This is a genomic window from Serratia sp. szju (genome assembly GCF_044594185.1).
Lineage (GTDB): Bacteria > Pseudomonadota > Gammaproteobacteria > Enterobacterales > Enterobacteriaceae > Serratia > Serratia bockelmannii.
The window spans coordinates 1,933,254-1,952,287 of sequence record NZ_CP172576.1 but is presented as its reverse complement, the minus strand read 5'-3'; the positions used below and the strand labels follow the sequence as shown (position 1 = coordinate 1,952,287).

Below are 19,034 nucleotides of genomic sequence, written 5' to 3'. Positions count from 1 at the left end.
CAAAGGGGAGTAACTTCATTGCCGGTCAATCGTCATTACGATGCGCAAGCATCCGGTTACCGGGCAACCTGATGTCAAAGGTGTAACCACCTTCATCAACGTTGTAAGTGAGACCTTGCCGGAAGGCGAGGTTTGCTTGCAGCGTTCACAGAGCGGCTGGCGTCTTCCGACGTTGGCCGTTTTTGTTTTTGAAGGATACCTCTGATGATGAATTCCGTTGGCACACCGTGGTTATGGGGCAGCTTCGCCGCCGTCATAGTCGTGATGCTCGCAATCGATCTCCTGTTGCAGGGCCGTAAAGGCGCGCACACCATGACCCTGAAGCAGGCCGCCAGCTGGTCGCTGGTGTGGGTCAGCCTCTCTCTGCTGTTCAATTTCGGTTTCTGGTACTACCTGAATGAAACCGCCGGGCGCGCCGTCGCCGATACCCAGGCGCTGGCCTTCCTGACCGGCTACCTGATCGAAAAAGCGCTGGCGGTGGATAACGTGTTCGTCTGGCTGATGCTGTTCAGCTACTTCGCCGTGCCGGCCAACCTGCAACGGCGGGTGCTGATCTACGGCGTGCTGGGCGCGATCGTGCTACGCACCATCATGATCTTCGCCGGCAGCTGGCTGGTCAGCCAGTTCCAGTGGCTGCTGTATCTGTTCGGCGCTTTCCTGCTGTTCACCGGTATCAAGATGGCGCTGGCGAAGGAAGATGATTCGGCGATCGGCGACAAGCCGCTGGTGAAATGGCTGCGCAGCCGCCTGCGCATGACCGACAGCATGGAAGGCGAGCGTTTCTTCGTGCGCCGCAACGGCATCCTGTTCGCCACCCCGCTGGTGCTGGTGCTGATCCTGGTGGAACTGAGCGACGTGATTTTCGCGGTGGACAGCATTCCGGCGATCTTCGCCGTGACCACCGACCCGTTCATCGTGCTGACCTCTAACCTGTTCGCCATCATGGGCCTGCGCGCCATGTACTTCCTGCTGGCCAACGTGGCGGAACGTTTCTCGATGCTGAAATACGGCCTGTCGGTGATCCTGGTGTTTATCGGTATCAAGATGCTGATTATCGACTTCTTCCACATCCCGATCGGCATCTCGCTCGGCGTGGTGGCGGGCATCCTGACGCTCACTTTGCTGATCAACGCCTGGGTCAATCGCCGCAACGATCGCCTGGCGAAGAAATAACCACAATCTGTTATCCGGGGCGCTAGTCGCCCCGCGATTGTTTGGCAATTCCCCCAAAACGCCAAACGTTATTGCGATCACACAAATGTAACCAGTATGTTATCAAGTGTTGATCCGCGCTCAGAATTTCACCCTCGCCTCTTTCCAACCTCATTCGATTGCTGAATACTAATTCGGCAAACACACTTAGTTACAGAATCATATAAAGCTGCCCGACGTCGTTCCCGCCGTGGCGGCCAGATAACATCAGGAAGAAAGCACTATGCAAAAACTATTACAAAGGATCACGCAGGGTAGCCTGGTCAAACAAATCATGGTCGGCCTGGTGGCCGGCATTCTGGTGGCGCTGGTTTCGCCGGCGGCCGCTGCGGCCGTCGGCCTGCTCGGTTCCCTGTTCGTCGGCGCGCTGAAAGCGGTGGCGCCGGTGCTGGTGCTGATTCTGGTGATGGCCTCGATCGCCAACCATAAACAGGGGCAGAAGACCAACATTCGCCCGATCCTGTTCCTCTACCTGCTGGGCACCTTTGCCGCCGCGCTGGTGGCGGTCGTCGTCAGCTTTATCTTCCCTTCTACGCTGGCGCTGACCACCGGCGCGACGGACATTACCCCGCCGGGCGGCATTGTGGAGGTGATGAAGGGTCTGTTGATGAGCGTGGTGGCCAACCCGTTCCATGCGCTGATTAACGCCAACTACATCGGTATTCTGGCGTGGGCCGTCGGGCTGGGGCTGGCGCTGCGCCACGCTTCCGAAACCACTAAGGGGCTGATCAACGACATGTCCCATGCGGTTACGCTGGTGGTGCGCGCGGTGATCCGCTGTGCGCCGCTTGGCATCTTCGGCCTGGTGGCCTCCACGCTGGCGGAAACCGGCTTCGGTGTGCTGTGGGGCTACGCCCAGCTGCTGATGGTGCTGCTCGGCTGCATGTTGCTGGTGGCGCTGGTACTCAACCCGCTGATCGTTTACTGGAAAATCCGCCGCAATCCGTATCCGCTGGTGTTCGCCTGCCTGCGCGAGAGCGGCGTGACCGCCTTCTTCACCCGCAGCTCAGCCGCCAACATTCCGGTGAACATGGAGCTGTGCAAGAAGCTGAACCTGAATGAGGACACCTACTCGGTTTCCATCCCGCTGGGCGCCACCATCAACATGGCTGGCGCGGCGATCACCATCACCGTGCTGACGCTGGCGGCGGTGAACACGCTGGGCATCGCGGTGGACGTCCCGACCGCTCTGCTGCTGAGCGTGGTGGCCGCCCTGTGCGCCTGTGGTGCCTCCGGCGTGGCCGGCGGCTCGCTGTTGCTGATCCCGCTGGCGTGCAACATGTTCGGCATTCCGAACGACGTGGCGATGCAGGTGGTGGCGGTCGGCTTTATTATCGGCGTGCTGCAGGATTCGGCGGAAACCGCCCTCAACTCCTCCACCGACGTGCTGTTCACCGCCGCGGCCTGCCAGGCGGAAGATCAACGGCTGGCGAACGAGGACCCGCTGAAGGTGCGTTAATCGCGCGTTGCTTCATAAAAAGGCGCTCCCTCGAGCGCCTTTTTTGTCAGCTTTACAGCGTCACCCCGCTCTTAAAGATCGCCAGCTCGCGGAAATCGTTGGTTTCATTACGCGCCGGGCGACCGCTGGCGATCTCGACAATCAGATCGATGAAGCGGCTGAGCAGCGTCTCCATCGCCACGCCGTGAACCAGGCCGCCGGCGTCGAAATCGATCCAGTGCGGTTTCTTCGCCGCCAGCTCGCTGTTGGTCGCCAGCTTCACCGTCGGCACAAAGCCGCCGTACGGCGTGCCGCGCCCGGTGCTGAACAGCACCATATGGCAGCCGGCACCGGCCAGCGCGCTGGTCGCCACCGCATCGTTGCCCGGCGCGCTGAGCAGATTCAGCCCCGGCACACGCAGCCGCTCGCCGTATTTCAGCACGTCTACCACCTGGCTTAGCCCCGCTTTTTGGGTGCAGCCGAGCGATTTCTCCTCCAGCGTAGTGATGCCGCCGGCCTTGTTGCCCGGCGACGGATTCTCATAAATTGGCTGTTGATGGGCGATGAAATAGCGTTTGAAATCGTTGATCATATCGACGGTTTTTTCGAAGGTCTCCCCATCGCGGCAGCGGCTCATCAGAATGCGCTCGGCACCGAACATCTCCGGCACTTCGGTCAGCACCGTGGTGCCGCCGTTGGCTATCACATAGTCGGAGAACCGCCCCAGCAGCGGGTTGGCGGTGATACCCGACAATCCGTCCGAACCGCCGCACTCCAGGCCGAACTTCAACTCGCTCAGGCGGCCCGGCTCGCGGCGATCGTAGCGCATCTCCCGGTACAGCTCGTGCAACAGCGCCAGCCCGGCTTCCACCTCGTCGTCCTGTTGTTGGCACACCATAAAGCGCAGCCGCCGCTCGTCCGCCATCCCCAGCGTGGCGCGAAAAGCATCTACCTGATTGTTCTCGCACCCCAACCCGATCACCAGCACCGCGCCGGCATTGGGATGGCGCGCCATGTTCTGCAGCATGATGCGGGTGTTGGCATGATCCTGCCCCAGCTGCGAGCAGCCGAACGGATGGCTGAACAGATGCACGCCGTCGATCCCCTCCGCCTGCGTTTGCTGCAAAAAGCGCTGCTGGATCTGGCGGGCGATGCCGTTGACGCAGCCGACGGTCGGCACGATCCACAGCTCGTTGCGGATCCCCACGTCGCCGCCGGCCCGGCGGTACAGCTGCACCTCGCGATCCGCCGCCTGCGGCGGCAACGCCGGGAACTGCGGCTGGTAACGGTAGCTGTCCAGATCGCTCAGGTTGGTTTTGGCGTTTTGCGAATGAATGTGCTCCCCAGGCGCAATGGCCGCGAGCGCATGGCCGATCGGCTGGCCGTATTTGATGATGTCTTCGCCCTCGGCGATCGGGCCGAGCGCAAACTTGTGCCCGCGCGCCACCGGCTGCGCCAGCTGAATACGCTCCCCGCCCAACTCAAGCATTTCTCCGGCGGCCAGATCGCGCAGCGCCACCGCCACGTTATCCTGCTCGTGAATCTTTATCGTACTTTGCATAAACCAGTCCCGGATAACGGCTACGCCAGTTCGATGGCGAAATAGTTTTTGGCGTTGTCGAAGCAGATGTTTTTCACCATCTCGCCCAGCAGCGCGATATCCGCCGGCGCTTCGCCGTCCGCCACCCAGCGGCCGATCATCTGGCAAAGGATGCGGCGGAAGTATTCATGCCGCGTATACGACAGGAAGCTGCGACTGTCGGTCAGCATGCCGACGAAGCGGCTCAGCAACCCGAGCTGGGCCAGCTGCGTCATTTGGCGCTGCATGCCGTCCTTCTGATCGTTGAACCACCAACCGGAGCCGAACTGCATCTTGCCCGGCGTACCTTCCCCCTGAAAATTGCCGATCATGGTGCCGATCACTTCGTTATCGCGCGGATTGAGGCAATAAAGAATGGTTTTTGGCAGACCGCCCTGCCGCGCCTGAGCATCCAGCAGCCGCGACAGCGGTTCCGCCAGCGGCCGGTCGTTGATCGAGTCGAAGCCGATATCCGGCCCGACGGCGGCCAACATGCGGCTGTTGTTATTGCGCAGCGCGCCAATGTGATACTGCTGCACCCAGCCTCGGCGCCGGTATTCGCCAGCCAAAAACAGCAGCACAGCGCTTTTGAACTGGGCGCTCTGTTCCGGCGTCGGCAGCTCGCCGTTCAGGCGGCGCAGCAGTATCGCATCCAGCGCCGCTTCATCGGCCTCGCCGAACACCACCACGTCCAGCGCATGATCGGCCACTTTGCAACCGTGAGTGGCGAAGTGATCCATGCGCTTGTACAGGGCGTCGCACAGCGCGCTGAAGCGGCCGATGGCGGTGTCCGCCGCCGCCTCCAGCTGCCGCAGATAGTCGTTGAAGCCGGACGCATCGATAGTGAAAGCTTTGTCCGGCCGCCAGCTCGGCAGCACCTTGATATCGAAGCTATGATCGTCGGCGATCGCCCGATGATGGCGCAGATCGTCGATCGGATCGTCGGTGGTGCCGACCATTTTCACATTCATCTGCTGCATGATGCCACGTGCGCGAAACTCATCCTGCGCCAGCAGCGCATTGCCGCGCTGCCAGATTTCATCCGCCGTGGCCGGCGACAACAGCGTATCCGTGATGCCGAACGGCCGGCGCAGCTCCAGATGCGTCCAGTGATAGAGCGGGTTGCCGATGGTGTGCGGCACCGTGGCGGCCCAGGCGTCGAATTTCTCGCGATCGCCCGCATCGCCGGTGCACAACCGCTCCGCCACGCCGTTGGTGCGCATCGCCCGCCATTTGTAGTGATCGCCCCGCAGCCAGATATCGTACAGGTTGCTGAAGCGGGTATTCTCCGCGATCTGCTGCGGCGGCAAATGACAGTGATAATCAAAAATCGGCTGCTGCGCCGCGTAATCGTGATACAAGCGCCGGGCAAATTCGCTGTCCAGCAGGAAATCTTCGCTCAAAAACGTCGCCATCTCGGGCTCCTTACTTGCCGTGCGGCACGGGGTTCGAATCACAAAAGTTATCACACCAATTTTTACTAACGTCCAGCAGATTTTTCCCGAGGTCTGCCGTTCATCCTCTCTCTACGCCCTTTTTCGCTCAATTTACCGGCAAAAATGCCCTGTTTCACCGGCCACAGTATTGCTCAGGCGAATAATTCCTTTTGTGATATCACTCAACTTTTAAACCTGTATGACAGGTTATTGTCTCGCCAGCCGCATCGACGGCCACACCTTCAAACGGGGAGACACTTCGGATGCGTAAAATTAAAGGGTTACGCTGGTACATGATCGGACTGGTGACCATCGGCACCGTGCTGGGTTACCTGACCCGCAACGCCATTGCCGTGGCGGCGCCGACGCTGGAAGATACGCTGCACATCACCACCCAACAGTATTCCTATATCGTCGCCGCCTACTCCGCGTGCTACACCGTGATGCAACCGGTGGCGGGCTACGTGCTGGACGTGCTGGGCACCAAGGTCGGCTACGCCATGTTCGCCATTCTGTGGGCGCTGTTCTGCATGGGCACCGCACTGGCCAACAGTTGGGGCGGGCTGGCGTTGGCGCGCGGCGCGGTCGGCATGGCGGAAGCGGCAATGATCCCCGCCGGGCTGAAGGCCAGCAGCGAATGGTTTCCGGCCAAAGAGCGTTCGATCGCCGTCGGCTATTTCAACGTGGGCTCGTCGATCGGCGGCATGATCGCCCCGCCGCTGGTGGTATGGGCCATCGTCGCGCACAGCTGGGAGATGGCGTTCATTATCACCGGCGTGCTGAGCCTGATCTGGGCCATCTGCTGGCTGCTGTTCTACAAACACCCGAAAGATCAGAAGAAACTGAGCCAGGAAGAACGCCGTTACATCCTCGAAGGCCAGGAAGCGCAGCACCAGACCTCTAACGCCAAAAAGATGTCCGCCTGGCAGATCGTGCGCAATCGCCAGTTCTGGGGCATCGCGTTGCCGCGCTTTCTCGCGGAGCCGGCGTGGGGCACCTTCAACGCCTGGATCCCGCTGTTCATGTTCAAGGCCTACGGCTTTAACCTGAAAGAGATCGCCATGTTCGCCTGGATGCCGATGCTGTTTGCCGATCTCGGCTGCATCGTCGGCGGTTATCTGCCACCGCTGTTCCAGAAGTATTTCAAGGTCAACCTGATCGTCTCACGCAAGCTGGTGGTGACGATGGGGGCGGTGTTGATGATCGGCCCCGGCATGATCGGCCTGTTCACCAGCCCTTACGCGGCTATCGCGCTGCTGTGCGTCGGGGGCTTCGCCCATCAGGCACTGTCCGGCGCGTTGATCACCCTCTCTTCCGACGTGTTCGGCCGCAATGAGGTGGCGACCGCCAACGGGCTGACCGGCATGGCAGCCTGGACCGCCAGCACGCTGTTCGCCCTGGTGGTCGGCGCCCTGGCGGACACCCTCGGCTTCAGCCCACTGTTCGCCGCGCTGTCGGTCTTCGACATTCTCGGCGCCATCGTCATCTGGACGGTGTTGCAAAACCGCCCGGCCGCCGAACCGCAACCCGCCGCGCTGCAGCCCACCCCGGCGCGCAGCTGATCCCCCGCCCGGCCGCTGCGCCGGGCCCCTTGCTCCTCTGGCAGCGGTGCCGAATAAGTGGTATAACAAATCCGATGGCCACGCGCCCCTTCCCACCGCACCGTATAGAGCATTCACTATGGAATTCACTGAAACCAGACGCCTGTATCAGCAACTGGCCGCCGAGCTGAAGCAACGCATCGAAAGCGGCCGTTATCCGGTAGGCGACAAGCTGCCGGCCGAGCGATACATCGCCGAAGAGATGAATGTCAGCCGCACCGTGGTGCGCGAGGCGATCATCATGCTGGAAGTCGAAGGCTATGTGGACGTGCGCAAGGGATCCGGGATCCACGTGGTGTCCAACCAGCAAAAACACCTGGTGGTGCCGGGCGACAGCATCGAGTTCGCCACCGCCGGCCCGTTTGAGCTGCTGCAGGCGCGCCAACTGATAGAAAGCAACATCGCCGAATTTGCCGCCACCCAGGTGACCAAGCAGGATATCGTGCAACTGATGGAGATCCAGGAGCATGCCCGCAAAGAGGATCGTTTCCGCGACTCGCAGTGGGATCTGAAGTTCCACGTGCAGGTGGCGCTGGCCACCCAGAACACCGCCATGGCCACCATCGTGGAAAAAATGTGGGTGCAGCGGGTCAACAACCCTTACTGGAAGAAACTGCACGAGCATATCGACGAACGTTCGATCGCCAGCTGGTGCGACGATCACGATCAGATCCTCAAGGCGCTGATGCGCAAAGATCCTTACGCCGCCAAACTGGCGATGTGGCAGCACCTGGAAAACACCAAGCAGATGCTGTTCAACGCCACCAGCGACGACTTCGAATACAACGCCGATCGCTATCTGTTCGCCGAGAATCCGGTGGTGCATCTGGATGGCGTGAGCCACGAGCCGAAATAGCCACGGCGGTCAAAAACCGTCGGCTTATGTCAGGTAATGTAAAATCCGCTGAATCGATGCCGGAACCGCCGTTTGCCGTGTACTATTTCACCGTCGGCAACGTAGATTTCCCTGTTGCCAATCGTGCTATTTTGGTAGAGTTAGCCCACTTTTTTACCCATTGCTGCGGGGGCGGGACGCGAATAAATGCGCTGGTTGTTTGCCATGCTGATTGCTGTTTTCTGCTGGACCGGTTCGGTCTCCGGCCCACAGCTATGCGTGGCGTCACCCAAGCCCACCCCCAGCGCGCTGAGCAGCCTGCCGCTGTTGGCGGAGCCGGCGCTTTCCCCCTATGATCAGGTGTATCGGGCGCCGGCCGAAGCGCGCCGCAAAGCCCCCGGCAAGTTGCCGCTGCTGCTGCCCAGAGCGCACTCTTTCTCCGGCTCGCTGCTCGCCTCCTCCCTGCCGGTGCCGGTCTATACCCTGGCCGCAGAGCCGGGCTACCGAATTCGCTTCCCCCGCCAGGACACGCCGGCTCCCAACCGGCTTGCCCAGGTCGACGGGATGCTGGATGCCTCCAGGCAACAGAGTCGGCAGGCCGGCTGGAAAGAAAGTAACATGCAGTACCGTGGCACGCTGACTTACCACCTATGACCGGTGTCGCACCGCTTAGAAACCTTAAAGCAACGCCGTTTCATCGTTATCAGCATTCAGGATCGCCGCGCGTTTTCAGCCCACGCCCGTTCCACCGCTGAGATAAAAATAAACAATGACGTTTTAGGAACACCGGATGGACATCATTAAAGAACTGATACATGCCTTGTGGCAGCAGGATTTTGAGACGCTGGCGAACCCTTCGCTGGTGTGGACCCTCTACATCCTGCTGTTCATGATCCTGTTTTTGGAAAACGGCCTGCTGCCGGCCGCTTTCCTGCCGGGCGACAGCCTGCTGATCCTGGTCGGCGTGCTGATCGCCAAAGGCACCATGGGCTTCCCATTGACCATCGTTATCCTGACCGTCGCCGCCAGCCTGGGGTGCTGGGTCAGTTATATACAGGGCCGGTGGCTCGGCAATACGCGAACGGTGCAAGGCTGGCTTTCGCATCTGCCGGCTCACTACCATCAGCGTGCGCATAACCTGTTCCACCGCCACGGCCTTTCCGCCCTGCTGGTCGGCCGCTTCCTGGCCTTCGTGCGCACCCTGCTGCCAACCATCGCCGGCCTGTCCGGCCTGAACAACGCGCGCTTCCAGTTCTTCAACTGGATGAGCGGCCTGCTGTGGGTCTTGATCCTGACGACGCTGGGCTTCGCCCTCGGGAAAACCCCGGTGTTCCGCAAGTATGAAGATCAGCTGATGTTCTGCCTGATGATGTTGCCGCTGGTATTGCTGGTGGTTGGGCTGGTCGGCTCGCTGATCGTGCTGTGGCGCAAGAAACGCGCCAGCGGCCAGAACCCGGGGAAAGGGGCGTGACAGCAAAGCGCCCGCGCTGGCAATACGTCTTGATGATCGCGCTCGCCCTACTGGCGTTGGCGACGCTGCTGGTGCCCTGTATGGTGCGCACCGAGAGCGAGCTGCGCATTCGCGCCAGCCAGCAAGGGCTGTCGCTGCCCGACGGCTTTTACGTCTACCAGCGCCTGGATGAGCGCGGCATCCGCATCAAAAGCATCACGCCGGAAGGTGATGGCCTGGTCATCCGTTTGGATTCGCCGGAGCAGCAGTTGCTGGCGCGCGAAGCGCTGCAAACCATCCTGCCGCCCGGTTACCACATCGCGTTGAGCGAATCCCCCGTGCCATCGCATTGGGTGCGCGAATTTGCGCGTTCCCCACTCAATCTGGGATAATCCCCCTTCAGATGAAGGGGTTTCCTTTCACTGCCATTATCTTCATTTTCATTCGCACCGATTAGCTCAAGAATTAATCAGTCAGCACTGAGTCACGGCTGATTCTTTGGGGGCACGCCGGTTTCATGACTATGCTGAAGGATAACTTCAGCCGGCGATGAACGCCCTCCTCTCGCGCTGCCGCCTTCGGCAGCCAGGAAAGCGGGTGCCTGTTCAGGTACCCCATGAAAAGGAACTGAAAGATGAAATTACGCCACTCCCTGTTACTGCTGTTGCCTCTCTGCACACTGCCGGCCCTCGCTGCGGCCGCTGAGGGCGGTTGTGCCGCCAAAGCGCAAAACATCCAACAGCAAATCGACTACGCCACCCAGCACGGTAACACCCACCGCGTGGACGGGCTAAAAAAAGCGCTGAGCGAAGTGCAGACTCACTGCACCGAAGCCGGCCTGCAAGCCGAACGCCAAAAAAACATCGCAGAGAAACAGCGCAAGGTCGACGAGCGCCGGCAGGAACTGAAAGAAACGCAGCAAACCGGCAAGCTGGACAAGGTCGCCAAGAAGCAGCAAAAGCTGGCGGAAGCGCAAGCTGAGTTGAAACGCGCCCAGGCGGAATAATTTTTTCACACCAGCGGATTTATCGATGAGAGCCCCATCACACGGGATTTCTTAAGCATATGAAATTGATGTCTGGTGTTATCTGCTGGCCATCACCCCTTTGCTCCGGCGAAAAAATCCGCTATGTTAAAAGTCTGTCGAAATAAACGTTAAGGAATAATCACATGGCACATGATTCAAATGCAGAAAACTTACGCGCTGAACTGAAGTCCTTAGCCGATACGCTGGAGGAAGTGCTGAACTCCTCCACCGACAAGCCGAAAGCCGAGCTGGAGAAGCTGCGCTCGAAAGCGGAAGGCGCGCTGAAAGAGACCCGCGCTCGCCTGAGCGACGCCGGTGACAAGCTGGCTTCGCAAACCAAGCAGATCGCCGGCCAGGCCGACGACTACGTGCGCGACAACCCGTGGACCGGCATCGGTATCGGCGCGGCGGTCGGCGTCGTGTTGGGCGTGCTGCTCGCGCGTCGTTAATCATGGCTGAACAACCGCAAGTGCGCGCGCAGGCGCAAGTGCGCGCGCAGGGCCCCGCTAAAGGGGTCCTGGATATCGGTCAGCGCATCATCACGATCCTGGTCGGCATGGTGGAAACCCGCGTCCGGCTGGCAGTGGTCGAGCTGGAAGAGGAGAAAGCCAACCTCATTCAGCTGCTGATCATGGCCGGCATGACGCTGCTGTTCACCGCCTTCGGTTTGATGAGCCTGCTGATCCTGATCTTCTGGGCCATCGATCCGGTCTACCGGCTGGTGGCGCTGGGCGCGACAACCGGCATGCTGCTGTTCCTCGCCGTGGTCGGCACCATCTGGACGCTGGTCAAGGCCCGTCGCACCACGCTGCTCGGCGCCACGCGCAAGCAGTTGGAACTCGATCGCGCCGAGCTGGAGCGCGAGCCATGAGCCGCCGCTATCTGGAATGGAAAAAAGAGAGGCTGATTCGGCAGATCCAGCAACAGCGTCTGGATCTGGCCGAACACAAGTCTCTGTGGCTGGAAAAGACCGAACGCATCGACCGCGGCTGGCAAACGGTGTTTGGCCTGCGCCGCTATCTGGTGCTCGGTTCCAGCGTCATGGCGCTGTACGGCATCCGCCATCCCAGCAAGATGATCCGCTGGTCGCGTCGCGCTTTCGGCGCATGGAGCGCTATCCGTCTGTTTAAAAAGACGTTTTCCGCCAAGTAAGCCGCTTAGTCTTTCCTTCAAACCTCCTGTTGCTCTGCCCGCATTTTCTCCCTTGATACAACGCGTCCAACCCCGGGGCCGGGCAACCTGCTGATCGGCGGCATTTTATTAGCACGCTAAAGATTCAGATTTTTTGAAAAATTACGACAGTTTTACTTGCTAACAACCTGAGCACTTCCCGCTTAACATTCACTCCATCAATACGATACGGAGCGGACAGGGTCAGAGACCCGCTACGCCGCCCGTTGATATGACTACCGCCGAACAGGCGCACAAAAACACTTTGGAGTAGATGATGAAAAAATTAGAAGATACAGGTTTGTTGGTTGCTCGTATTCTGATGCCAATCCTGTTTATCGTGGCAGGCTACGGCAAAATGGGTGACGCATATGCCGGTACCCAACAGTACATGCAATCGATGGGCGTGCCTGGCTTCTTGCTGCCGCTGACCATCCTGCTGGAATTTGGCGGCGGTCTGGCGATCCTGTTCGGTTTCCTGACCCGCACCGTGGCGCTGTTCACTGCCGGTTTCACCATCCTGACCGCGCTGCTGTTCCACACTGACTTTGCGGAAGGCGTAAACCAGCTGATGTTCATGAAAAACCTGACCATCGCCGGCGGCTTCATCGTGTTGGCAGTCGCAGGCCCGGGCGGCTTCAGCATCGACCGTCTTCTGAACAAGAAATGGTAATCTAAACTGTCATTCAGGGCCCGGCATGCCGGGCTCTGTCGTTTTTTAACTCGGACACCAAGGAGATTCCCATGGGACAACTCGTCGATGGCGTTTGGCAAGACATCTGGTATGACACCAAATCTACCGGCGGCCGTTTCAAACGTTCAACCGCTCAGTTTCGCAATTGGGTGACCGCCGACGGTCAGCCGGGCGAACACGGCGTGGGCGGCTTCCAGGCCGAAGCGGGCCGTTATCACCTTTATGTTTCTCTCGCCTGCCCCTGGGCGCATCGCACGCTGCTGATGCGCAAACTGAAAGGGCTGGAGCAGATCATTCCGGTCTCGGTGGTGCACCCGCTGATGCTGGAAAACGGCTGGACCTTCGGCCAGGATTTTCCGGAAACCACCGGCGATCCGCTGTATCACGCCGACTTCCTGTACCAGATCTACCTGCGGGCCGATCCGCACTACAGCGGGCGCGTGACCGTGCCGGTGCTGTGGGATAAACAGCGGCAAACCATCGTCAGCAATGAATCCGCCGACATCATCCGCATGTTCAACAGCGCATTTGACGGCGTCGGCGCTCGGGCAGGCGACTACTACCCGACCGCGCTGCGCGGCAAGATCGATGAGCTGAACGGTTGGATTTACGATCAAGTGAACAACGGCGTGTACAAAGCCGGTTTTGCCACCAGCCAGGAAGCCTATGACGAAGCGGTCAACGGGGTATTCAACGCGCTGGAGCGCCTGGAGCAGATCCTGGGGCAGCATCGCTACCTGACCGGCGATCGGCTGACCGAAGCCGACCTGCGTCTGTGGACCACGCTGGTGCGTTTCGATCCGGTGTACGTCACCCACTTCAAGTGCGATAAACACCGCATCAGCGACTACCTCAACCTGTACGGCTTCCTGCGCGACATCTACCAGATGCCGGGCATCGACGAGACGGTCAGCCTGCCGCACATTCGCAACCACTACTACCGCAGCCACGCCACCATCAACCCGCACGGCATCATTTCCATCGGGCCGGCGCAGGATCTGGACGAGCCGCACGGCCGCGACCAGCGCTTCGGTTAAGGCGAAAAAAATCCCCTTGCCGCCCGGCAAGGGGATGTCATCCAACCGACTTAACGCTGCGCGAACAGGCGCGGAATTTCGCGCAGGAACCAGGCTTTCGCCTCCCCCATGCTGTCGCGCCGCCAGGCCATGATGATATCGGCTTCGCGGCTGTATTCCGGCCCCACCACGCGCAGCCGCCCGGCCTCGATATCTTTCTCCACCATCGGATACGGCATGGTCGCCACCCCCAACCCGGCCAGCAGCGCCAGACGCTTGTCTTCAATGGTGCTCACCGTCAGACGCTGCTGCTTATCCAGCAGCTGTACGGTCAACACCGGGCGCTCGCGAGCGGTATCCGCCACCGCGATGCCGCGGTATTTCACGCGGGTCACTTCGGAAAGCGGCTCCGGCTCCAGGTGGATAGGATGATCCGGCGCGGCGACATAAACGCTCATCACCTTATACAGTTTGCGGGTGTTGATCTCGGACGACGCGCGAAAATGCATGTCCGGCGCGATCACGATGTCGGCGCGCCCCTGCTCCAGCCGCTCCCAGGCGCCCGCCAGCACCTCGGTGAAAATCGACACCTGGGTGTTGGCCTTCAGCGCCAGCTTGTCCACCAGCGGGAACAGCAGGCTCGGCGGCGACAGCGCTTCGCTGACGATGGTCAGGTGAGTTTCCCAACCGCGCGCCAGCGCCTCGGCGTCGGTGGTCAGCTTGTCGGCCGCTTCCAGCAGCACCCGCCCGCGTTCCAGCAACATGCGCCCCACGTTGGTGAACTTGGTGCGGTGGCCCGAACGGTCGAACAGCACCACGTCCAATTCTTCTTCCAATTTTTGCATGGTGTAGCTGAGTGCCGACGGCACCCGGCCCAATTCGTCGGCGGCCGCGGCGAAACTGCCGCGCCGGTCGATTGCATCCATCACCCTTAGTGCCTCAAGCGTGAGCGCCCGATCTCTGGCCATCGCATCCCTCTGTCAGGAAATTTGAATATGCCGACCAGATTAACTGGCTAACAATCCGACGTCCAGATGCTTACCATTTGGATAATGAATTTAGAGAGCCGATTGCCATGATTACATGCAGAACAGCACAACAATGCGGGCAAGCTGACTTTGGTTGGCTGCAGGCTCGCTACACCTTTTCCTTTGGTCACTACTTCGATCCCAAACTGATGGGCTACGCGTCGCTGCGGGTGCTGAATCAGGAGGTGCTGGCGCCGGGCGCGTCGTTCCAGCCGCGCACCTATCCCAGCGTCGATATCCTGAACCTGATCCTGCAGGGCGAGGCGGAATACCGCGACAGCGACGGCAACACCGCACGCGCCAAAGCCGGCGAAGCGCTGCTGTTGGCCACCCAGCCAAGCCTGAGCTACAGCGAACAGAACGTCAGCAGCGATACGCCGCTGACTCGTCTGCAGCTGTGGCTGGATGCCTGCCCGGAACGCAACAACGAGCGGGTGCAACGTCTGACGCTGCCGACTGCAGGCAACCTGCTGCTGGCCTCGCCTGACGGCGCGCAGGGCAGCCTGCAGCTGCGCCAGCAGGTCTGGATCCATCATCTCGATCTGCAGCCGGGCGAAGAACACACGCTGACGATTAATGGGCCGCGCGCTTATCTGCAGTCGATACACGGTACCATCGCCGCCACCGGCGAGCGCCACGAGGAACAGCGCCTGACCTGCGGCGACGGCGCCTTCGTGCGCGAGGAGAATCGCCTGACGATCCGCGCCGAGACGCCGCTGCGCGCGCTGTTGATTGACCTGCCGGTGTAAGGCCGGCCGGAAAACGAAAAACCCCGCGCAACTGGCGTTGCGCGGGGTTTTCTTTTGTCGAGGGAGTTGACCGGTAAGCCGGGTTCTGTCGTGGACAGTCATTCCTCTAGGCCAGCAATCGCTCACTGGCTCAAGCAGCCTACCCGGGTTCAGTACGGGCCGTACCATGTGAACCCCTATTTGGCCTTGCTCCGGGTGGAGTTTACCGTGCCACGAACTGTTGCCAGCCGCGCGGTGCGCTCTTACCGCACCCTTTCACCCTTACCTGATCCCGCTTGCGCGGGCCATCGGCGGTTTGCTCTCTGTTGCACTAGTCGTAGGCTTGCGCCTCCCAGGCGTTACCTGGCACCCTGCCCTATGGAGCCCGGACTTTCCTCCCCTCCATCTGTCTCCCCGAAGAGGACGGCAATGAAGCGGCGACTGTCTGGTCAACTCCGGCGCGGATAGTAGCGTTGCGGCGGCGGCAGGTCAACCGCTTTACGGCTGTTGTTGCTCCAGCGCGTGCTTATACAACGCATTTTTCTTCACGCCGTGGATTTCCGCCGCCAGCGCCGCCGCCTTTTTCAACGGCAGCTCTTTTTGCAGCAGCGCCAGCGTGCGCAGCGCCTCGAGCGGCAACGCATCCTCCTGCGCTTTGTGGCCTTCGACGATCAGCACCATCTCACCGCGGCGGCGCACTTCATCTTCCTGCACCCACGCCAGCAGCTCGCCCACCGGCGCGCCGTGGATAGATTCCCAGGTTTTGGTCAGCTCGCGCGCCAGCACGACATAACGCTGCGGGCCCCAAACGGTGACCATGTCCTGCAGACTTTCCAGCAGACGGTGAGTGGATTCGTAGAAAATCAGCGTGCGCGGTTCCTCCGCCAGCGCCATCAGCGTATCCTTGCGCCCCTTGGTTTTCGCCGGCAGGAAGCCTTCGTAGCAGAAGCGGTCGGAAGCGACACCCGCAGCGCACAGCGCGGTGGTGGCGGCGCAGGCGCCCGGCAGCGGCACCACGCGAATGCCGGCCTCGCGGCAGCGGCGCACCAGGTGATAACCGGGATCGTTGATCAGCGGCGTGCCGGCGTCGGACACCAGCGCGATGCTCTGGCCTTCCTGCAGTTTCGCCAGCAGCTGATCGGCCTTTTGCTGTTCGTTGTGGTCATGCAGCGCGAACAGACGCGCGTTGATCGCGAAGTGTTGCAACAGCAATCCGGTATGGCGCGTGTCTTCCGCCGCGATCAGATCAACGCTTTTCAGTACCTCTAACGCGCGGTGGGTAATATCGCCCAGATTGCCGATGGGGGTGGGCACCACATACAGCGTTGATGCAGAAATGACTGATTGTTGGTGTTGATTCATTGTTTCATCCGGGTTGCCGATTTAATATTGAGCATCTTGAAAAAAACATCACTGGATACAGTATGCTTTCCTCAACATTCGTTCGTACCAAAGCAGGGCGTTCCAAGCCTGTCCGACTTACCGCAGTCATCGCGGCCGCCCTTTTCCTGGCAGGCTGTCCAAGTCGGGCCCCGCAAACGCCGCCCGCCAATATACAGGACGAAGCGAGCGCCAGCTCCGATTACTACCTGCAGCAGTTGCAGCAAAGCAGCGATGATAACAAGGCTGACTGGCAATTACTTGCTATTCGCGCCTTGCTGCGCGAAGGAAAACTGCCGCAGGCCGGCGACCAGTTGAATCAGCTGCCGAAAAACCTCAGCGGCGCACAGCAGACTGAGCGCCAGTTGCTGACCGCCGAACTGCAGATCGCCAACAAGAGCTACGTCAGCGCCCGCAGCACGCTGGGCCACCTGGACAGCGGTGCGCTGTCGCCGAATCAGAAGGTGCGCTACTACCAGGCGCAGATCGCCGCCAATCAAGGCAAAGCGTCGCTGCCATTGATCCGCGCCTATATCGCTCAGGAGCCGTTGCTGACCGGCAAACCGCACCAGGACAATCTGGATCAAACCTGGCAGGCCCTGCTGCAGCTGACGCCGCAGGAGATGAACAGCCTGGTGATCAACGCCGACGAGAACGTGCTGCAAGGCTGGCTGGATCTGCTGCGCGTCTATCAGGACAACAAGCAGGATCCCGATCTGCTGAAGGCCGGCATCAAAGATTGGCAGAACCGTTATCCGAAGAACCCGGCAGCCAAAACGCTGCCGGCTCGCCTGAACCAGGTGCTGAACTTCACTCAGGCCTCCACCTCGAAAATCGCCCTGCTGCTGCCGTTGAACGGCCAGGCGAAAGTGTTCGCCGACGCCATCCAGCAAGGCTTCGAAGCGGCGAAAAACGGCGGTTCCATGCCGGCGCCGCAACCTCAAGCCGCGCAACCTGCCAGCGCACCGGCCCAAACGGCGCCGGCCGATCAGGCCGCAGCGGGTGACATCAACGCCAACGGCGCCGTCAGCCCTTCGGCGCAAGAGAGCCAGCCGGCCGTGACCGCCGCGCAACCCGCTGCACCGTCCAGCGCGCCGATAACGCCGCTGCAGGCCGCTAATGCGCAGGTCAAAGTGTACGACACCACCAGCCAGCCGCTGGCCGCCTTGCTGAGCCAGGCGCAGCAGGATGGCGCTACTCTGGTGGTCGGGCCGCTGCTCAAAGAGAACGTCGATCAGCTGTCCGCCAGCACCACCACGCTGAACGTGCTGGCGCTCAACCAGCCGGAAACGCCGAAGGACAACCTGAACATCTGTTACTTCGCCCTGTCGCCGGAAGATGAAGCGCGCGACGCCGCCCGCCACATCTGGGAACAGCAGAAGCGTCAACCGCTGCTGCTGGTGCCGCGCGGCGCCTTCGGCGATCGCGTCGCCAAGGCCTTTAACCAGGAATGGCAGAAGCAAGGCGGGCAAACCGTGCTGCGTCAGGACATCGGCTCTGCCGGCGAGCTGCGCCAGATGGTGAACAGCGGCGGCATCCGCATGACCGGCACGCCGATGTCGAGCGCCCCGGCGCCGCAGAGCGTCACCATCGCCGGGCTGACCATTCCTGCGCCGCCGAGCGACGTGCCCGCCGCCACCGGCGGCAGCGTCGACGCGGTGTATATCGTCGCTACCCAGTCCCAACTGACGCTGATCAAACCGATGATCGACATGGCCACCAGCTCGCGCGGCAAACCGGCGATGTACGCCAGCTCGCGCAGCTACCAGGCCGGCGCCGGCCCGGACTTCCGTCTGGAAATGGAAGGCCTGCAGTTCAGCGATATCCCGCTGCTGGCCGGCTCAAACCCTCAGCTGCTGCAGCAGGCCAGCGCGCGCTTCCGCAACGATTACTCGCTGGTGCGCCTGTATGCAATGGGGATGGATGCCTGGACATTGGCCAACCACTTTGCTGAAATGCGCCAGCTGCCGGGTTTCCAGGTTTCCGGCACCACCGGTACGCTGAGCGCATCGCCGAACTGCGTGATCAACCGCAAGCTGCCTTGGCTGCAATACCGTCAGGGTACGGTCGTTCCGGTCTCTTGAACCCACGCGCCTCCGGGGCGGGCTACGAGTTACTGGCCCGCCGTCACCTGGAACACGCCGGGCTCACCTTCTGCGCCGCCAACGTCGCGGTGCGCGGCGGTGAGCTCGACCTCATCATGCGCGACGGCACTACCTGGGTATTCGTCGAAGTGCGCTACCGCCGCAACGACGCCTTCGGCGGCGCGGCCGCCAGCGTCACCTTTCGCAAACAACAGCGGTTGCTGCACGCCGCCGCCGTCTGGCTGGCGGGGCGCGGAGCCAGTTTTGACACATCATCTTGCCGTTTTGATGTTTTGGCCATTACCGGTAGCCAGTTAGAATGGATACCCAACGCCTTCAATGCGGATTAATTGGGG

At 60.9% G+C, this 19,034-nt stretch carries 20 protein-coding genes and 1 other RNA gene; 16 read left to right on the top strand and 5 right to left on the bottom strand.

Annotation, left to right across the window (positions count from 1 at the left end; genetic code table 11):
• Positions 1-204: 204 nt before the first annotated feature.
• Both RE418_RS09205 and sstT read left to right on the top strand, forming a co-directional pair.
• Positions 205-1,173: a TerC family protein gene (locus RE418_RS09205; protein WP_399676095.1), complete on the top strand. Its 969-nt coding sequence runs from the start codon at positions 205-207 to the stop codon at positions 1,171-1,173.
• A gap of 262 nt (positions 1,174-1,435) precedes the next feature.
• The gene (gene sstT / locus RE418_RS09200) at positions 1,436-2,671 is read left to right on the top strand and encodes a serine/threonine transporter SstT (RefSeq protein ID WP_025304346.1); all 1,236 of its coding nucleotides are present in this window, start codon (positions 1,436-1,438) and stop codon (positions 2,669-2,671) included.
• 52 nt (positions 2,672-2,723) lie between these two features.
• Here the strand turns inward: sstT and RE418_RS09195 are convergent, their stop codons facing one another.
• Together RE418_RS09195 and uxaC are read right to left on the bottom strand one after the other, a co-directional pair.
• Positions 2,724-4,211 carry a UxaA family hydrolase gene (locus tag RE418_RS09195; RefSeq protein WP_025304347.1) on the bottom strand — a complete coding sequence of 496 codons (1,488 nt, stop codon included), beginning with the start codon at positions 4,209-4,211 and terminating at the stop codon, positions 2,724-2,726.
• A gap of 20 nt (positions 4,212-4,231) precedes the next feature.
• Positions 4,232-5,644 carry a glucuronate isomerase gene (uxaC, locus tag RE418_RS09190; protein ID WP_089181367.1) on the bottom strand — a complete coding sequence of 471 codons (1,413 nt, stop codon included), beginning with the start codon at positions 5,642-5,644 and terminating at the stop codon, positions 4,232-4,234.
• A gap of 284 nt (positions 5,645-5,928) precedes the next feature.
• On the opposite strand from uxaC, the gene RE418_RS09185 reads away from it, so the two are divergent.
• From RE418_RS09185 to RE418_RS09135, 11 genes are all read left to right on the top strand, one after another.
• The gene (locus RE418_RS09185) at positions 5,929-7,227 is read left to right on the top strand and encodes an MFS transporter (RefSeq protein ID WP_025304349.1); all 1,299 of its coding nucleotides are present in this window, start codon (positions 5,929-5,931) and stop codon (positions 7,225-7,227) included.
• A gap of 118 nt (positions 7,228-7,345) precedes the next feature.
• On the top strand, positions 7,346-8,122 hold the full coding sequence (gene exuR / locus RE418_RS09180) for a transcriptional regulator ExuR (protein ID WP_033636102.1): 777 nt from the start codon (positions 7,346-7,348) through the stop codon (positions 8,120-8,122).
• Positions 8,123-8,308: 186 nt separating this feature from the next.
• Complete coding sequence (locus RE418_RS09175) at positions 8,309-8,755, top strand: hypothetical protein (RefSeq protein WP_025304351.1); 447 nt, start codon at positions 8,309-8,311, stop codon at positions 8,753-8,755.
• Between the two features lie 136 nt (positions 8,756-8,891).
• Positions 8,892-9,572, top strand: coding sequence for a DedA family protein (locus RE418_RS09170; protein WP_025304352.1), 681 nt, complete (start codon positions 8,892-8,894; stop codon positions 9,570-9,572).
• A 32-nt stretch (positions 9,573-9,604) separates the two neighbouring features.
• Entirely contained in the window at positions 9,605-9,943 is a 339-nt protein-coding gene (gene mzrA, locus RE418_RS09165; RefSeq protein ID WP_016930183.1) for an EnvZ/OmpR regulon moderator MzrA, read from the top strand.
• A 242-nt stretch (positions 9,944-10,185) separates the two neighbouring features.
• Positions 10,186-10,557: a DUF1090 domain-containing protein gene (locus RE418_RS09160; protein ID WP_025304353.1), complete on the top strand. Its 372-nt coding sequence runs from the start codon at positions 10,186-10,188 to the stop codon at positions 10,555-10,557.
• Between the two features lie 164 nt (positions 10,558-10,721).
• On the top strand, positions 10,722-11,027 hold the full coding sequence (locus RE418_RS09155; protein ID WP_004937125.1) for a YqjD family protein: 306 nt from the start codon (positions 10,722-10,724) through the stop codon (positions 11,025-11,027).
• Positions 11,028-11,029: 2 nt separating this feature from the next.
• Positions 11,030-11,449, top strand: coding sequence for a phage holin family protein (locus RE418_RS09150; protein ID WP_089181368.1), 420 nt, complete (start codon positions 11,030-11,032; stop codon positions 11,447-11,449).
• Positions 11,446-11,730, top strand: coding sequence for a YqjK-like family protein (locus RE418_RS09145; protein WP_089181369.1), 285 nt, complete (start codon positions 11,446-11,448; stop codon positions 11,728-11,730). Before RE418_RS09150 ends, RE418_RS09145 begins: the two co-directional genes overlap by 4 nt.
• Positions 11,731-12,025: 295 nt before the next feature.
• Complete coding sequence (locus tag RE418_RS09140) at positions 12,026-12,421, top strand: DoxX family protein (protein ID WP_004937119.1); 396 nt, start codon at positions 12,026-12,028, stop codon at positions 12,419-12,421.
• 71 nt (positions 12,422-12,492) lie between these two features.
• Positions 12,493-13,479, top strand: coding sequence for a glutathione S-transferase family protein (locus RE418_RS09135; protein WP_049208330.1), 987 nt, complete (start codon positions 12,493-12,495; stop codon positions 13,477-13,479).
• A 50-nt stretch (positions 13,480-13,529) separates the two neighbouring features.
• On the opposite strand, the gene RE418_RS09130 is transcribed toward RE418_RS09135, so the two are convergent.
• Positions 13,530-14,426, bottom strand: a complete 897-nt coding sequence (locus tag RE418_RS09130; RefSeq protein WP_025304355.1) for a LysR family transcriptional regulator — start codon at positions 14,424-14,426, stop codon at positions 13,530-13,532.
• A 107-nt stretch (positions 14,427-14,533) separates the two neighbouring features.
• Between RE418_RS09130 and RE418_RS09125 the strand changes: the two genes are divergently transcribed.
• Entirely contained in the window at positions 14,534-15,235 is a 702-nt protein-coding gene (locus tag RE418_RS09125; protein WP_043141999.1) for a pirin family protein, read from the top strand.
• Between the two features lie 58 nt (positions 15,236-15,293).
• Here RE418_RS09125 and rnpB read toward each other — a convergent pair.
• Both rnpB and rsmI read right to left on the bottom strand, forming a co-directional pair.
• Positions 15,294-15,671, bottom strand: an RNA gene (rnpB, locus tag RE418_RS09120) — RNase P RNA component class A.
• A 41-nt stretch (positions 15,672-15,712) separates the two neighbouring features.
• The gene (gene rsmI, locus RE418_RS09115) at positions 15,713-16,576 is read right to left on the bottom strand and encodes a 16S rRNA (cytidine(1402)-2'-O)-methyltransferase (protein ID WP_004937108.1); all 864 of its coding nucleotides are present in this window, start codon (positions 16,574-16,576) and stop codon (positions 15,713-15,715) included.
• A gap of 62 nt (positions 16,577-16,638) precedes the next feature.
• Here rsmI and RE418_RS09110 point away from each other — a divergent pair, with 62 nt between their 5' ends.
• Positions 16,639-18,678, top strand: coding sequence for a penicillin-binding protein activator (locus RE418_RS09110; protein ID WP_043141990.1), 2,040 nt, complete (start codon positions 16,639-16,641; stop codon positions 18,676-18,678).
• On the top strand, positions 18,675-19,028 hold the full coding sequence (locus RE418_RS09105; RefSeq protein WP_015379164.1) for a YraN family protein: 354 nt from the start codon (positions 18,675-18,677) through the stop codon (positions 19,026-19,028). The genes RE418_RS09110 and RE418_RS09105 overlap by 4 nt, the downstream gene beginning before the upstream one ends.
• Positions 19,029-19,034 lie beyond the last annotated feature (6 nt).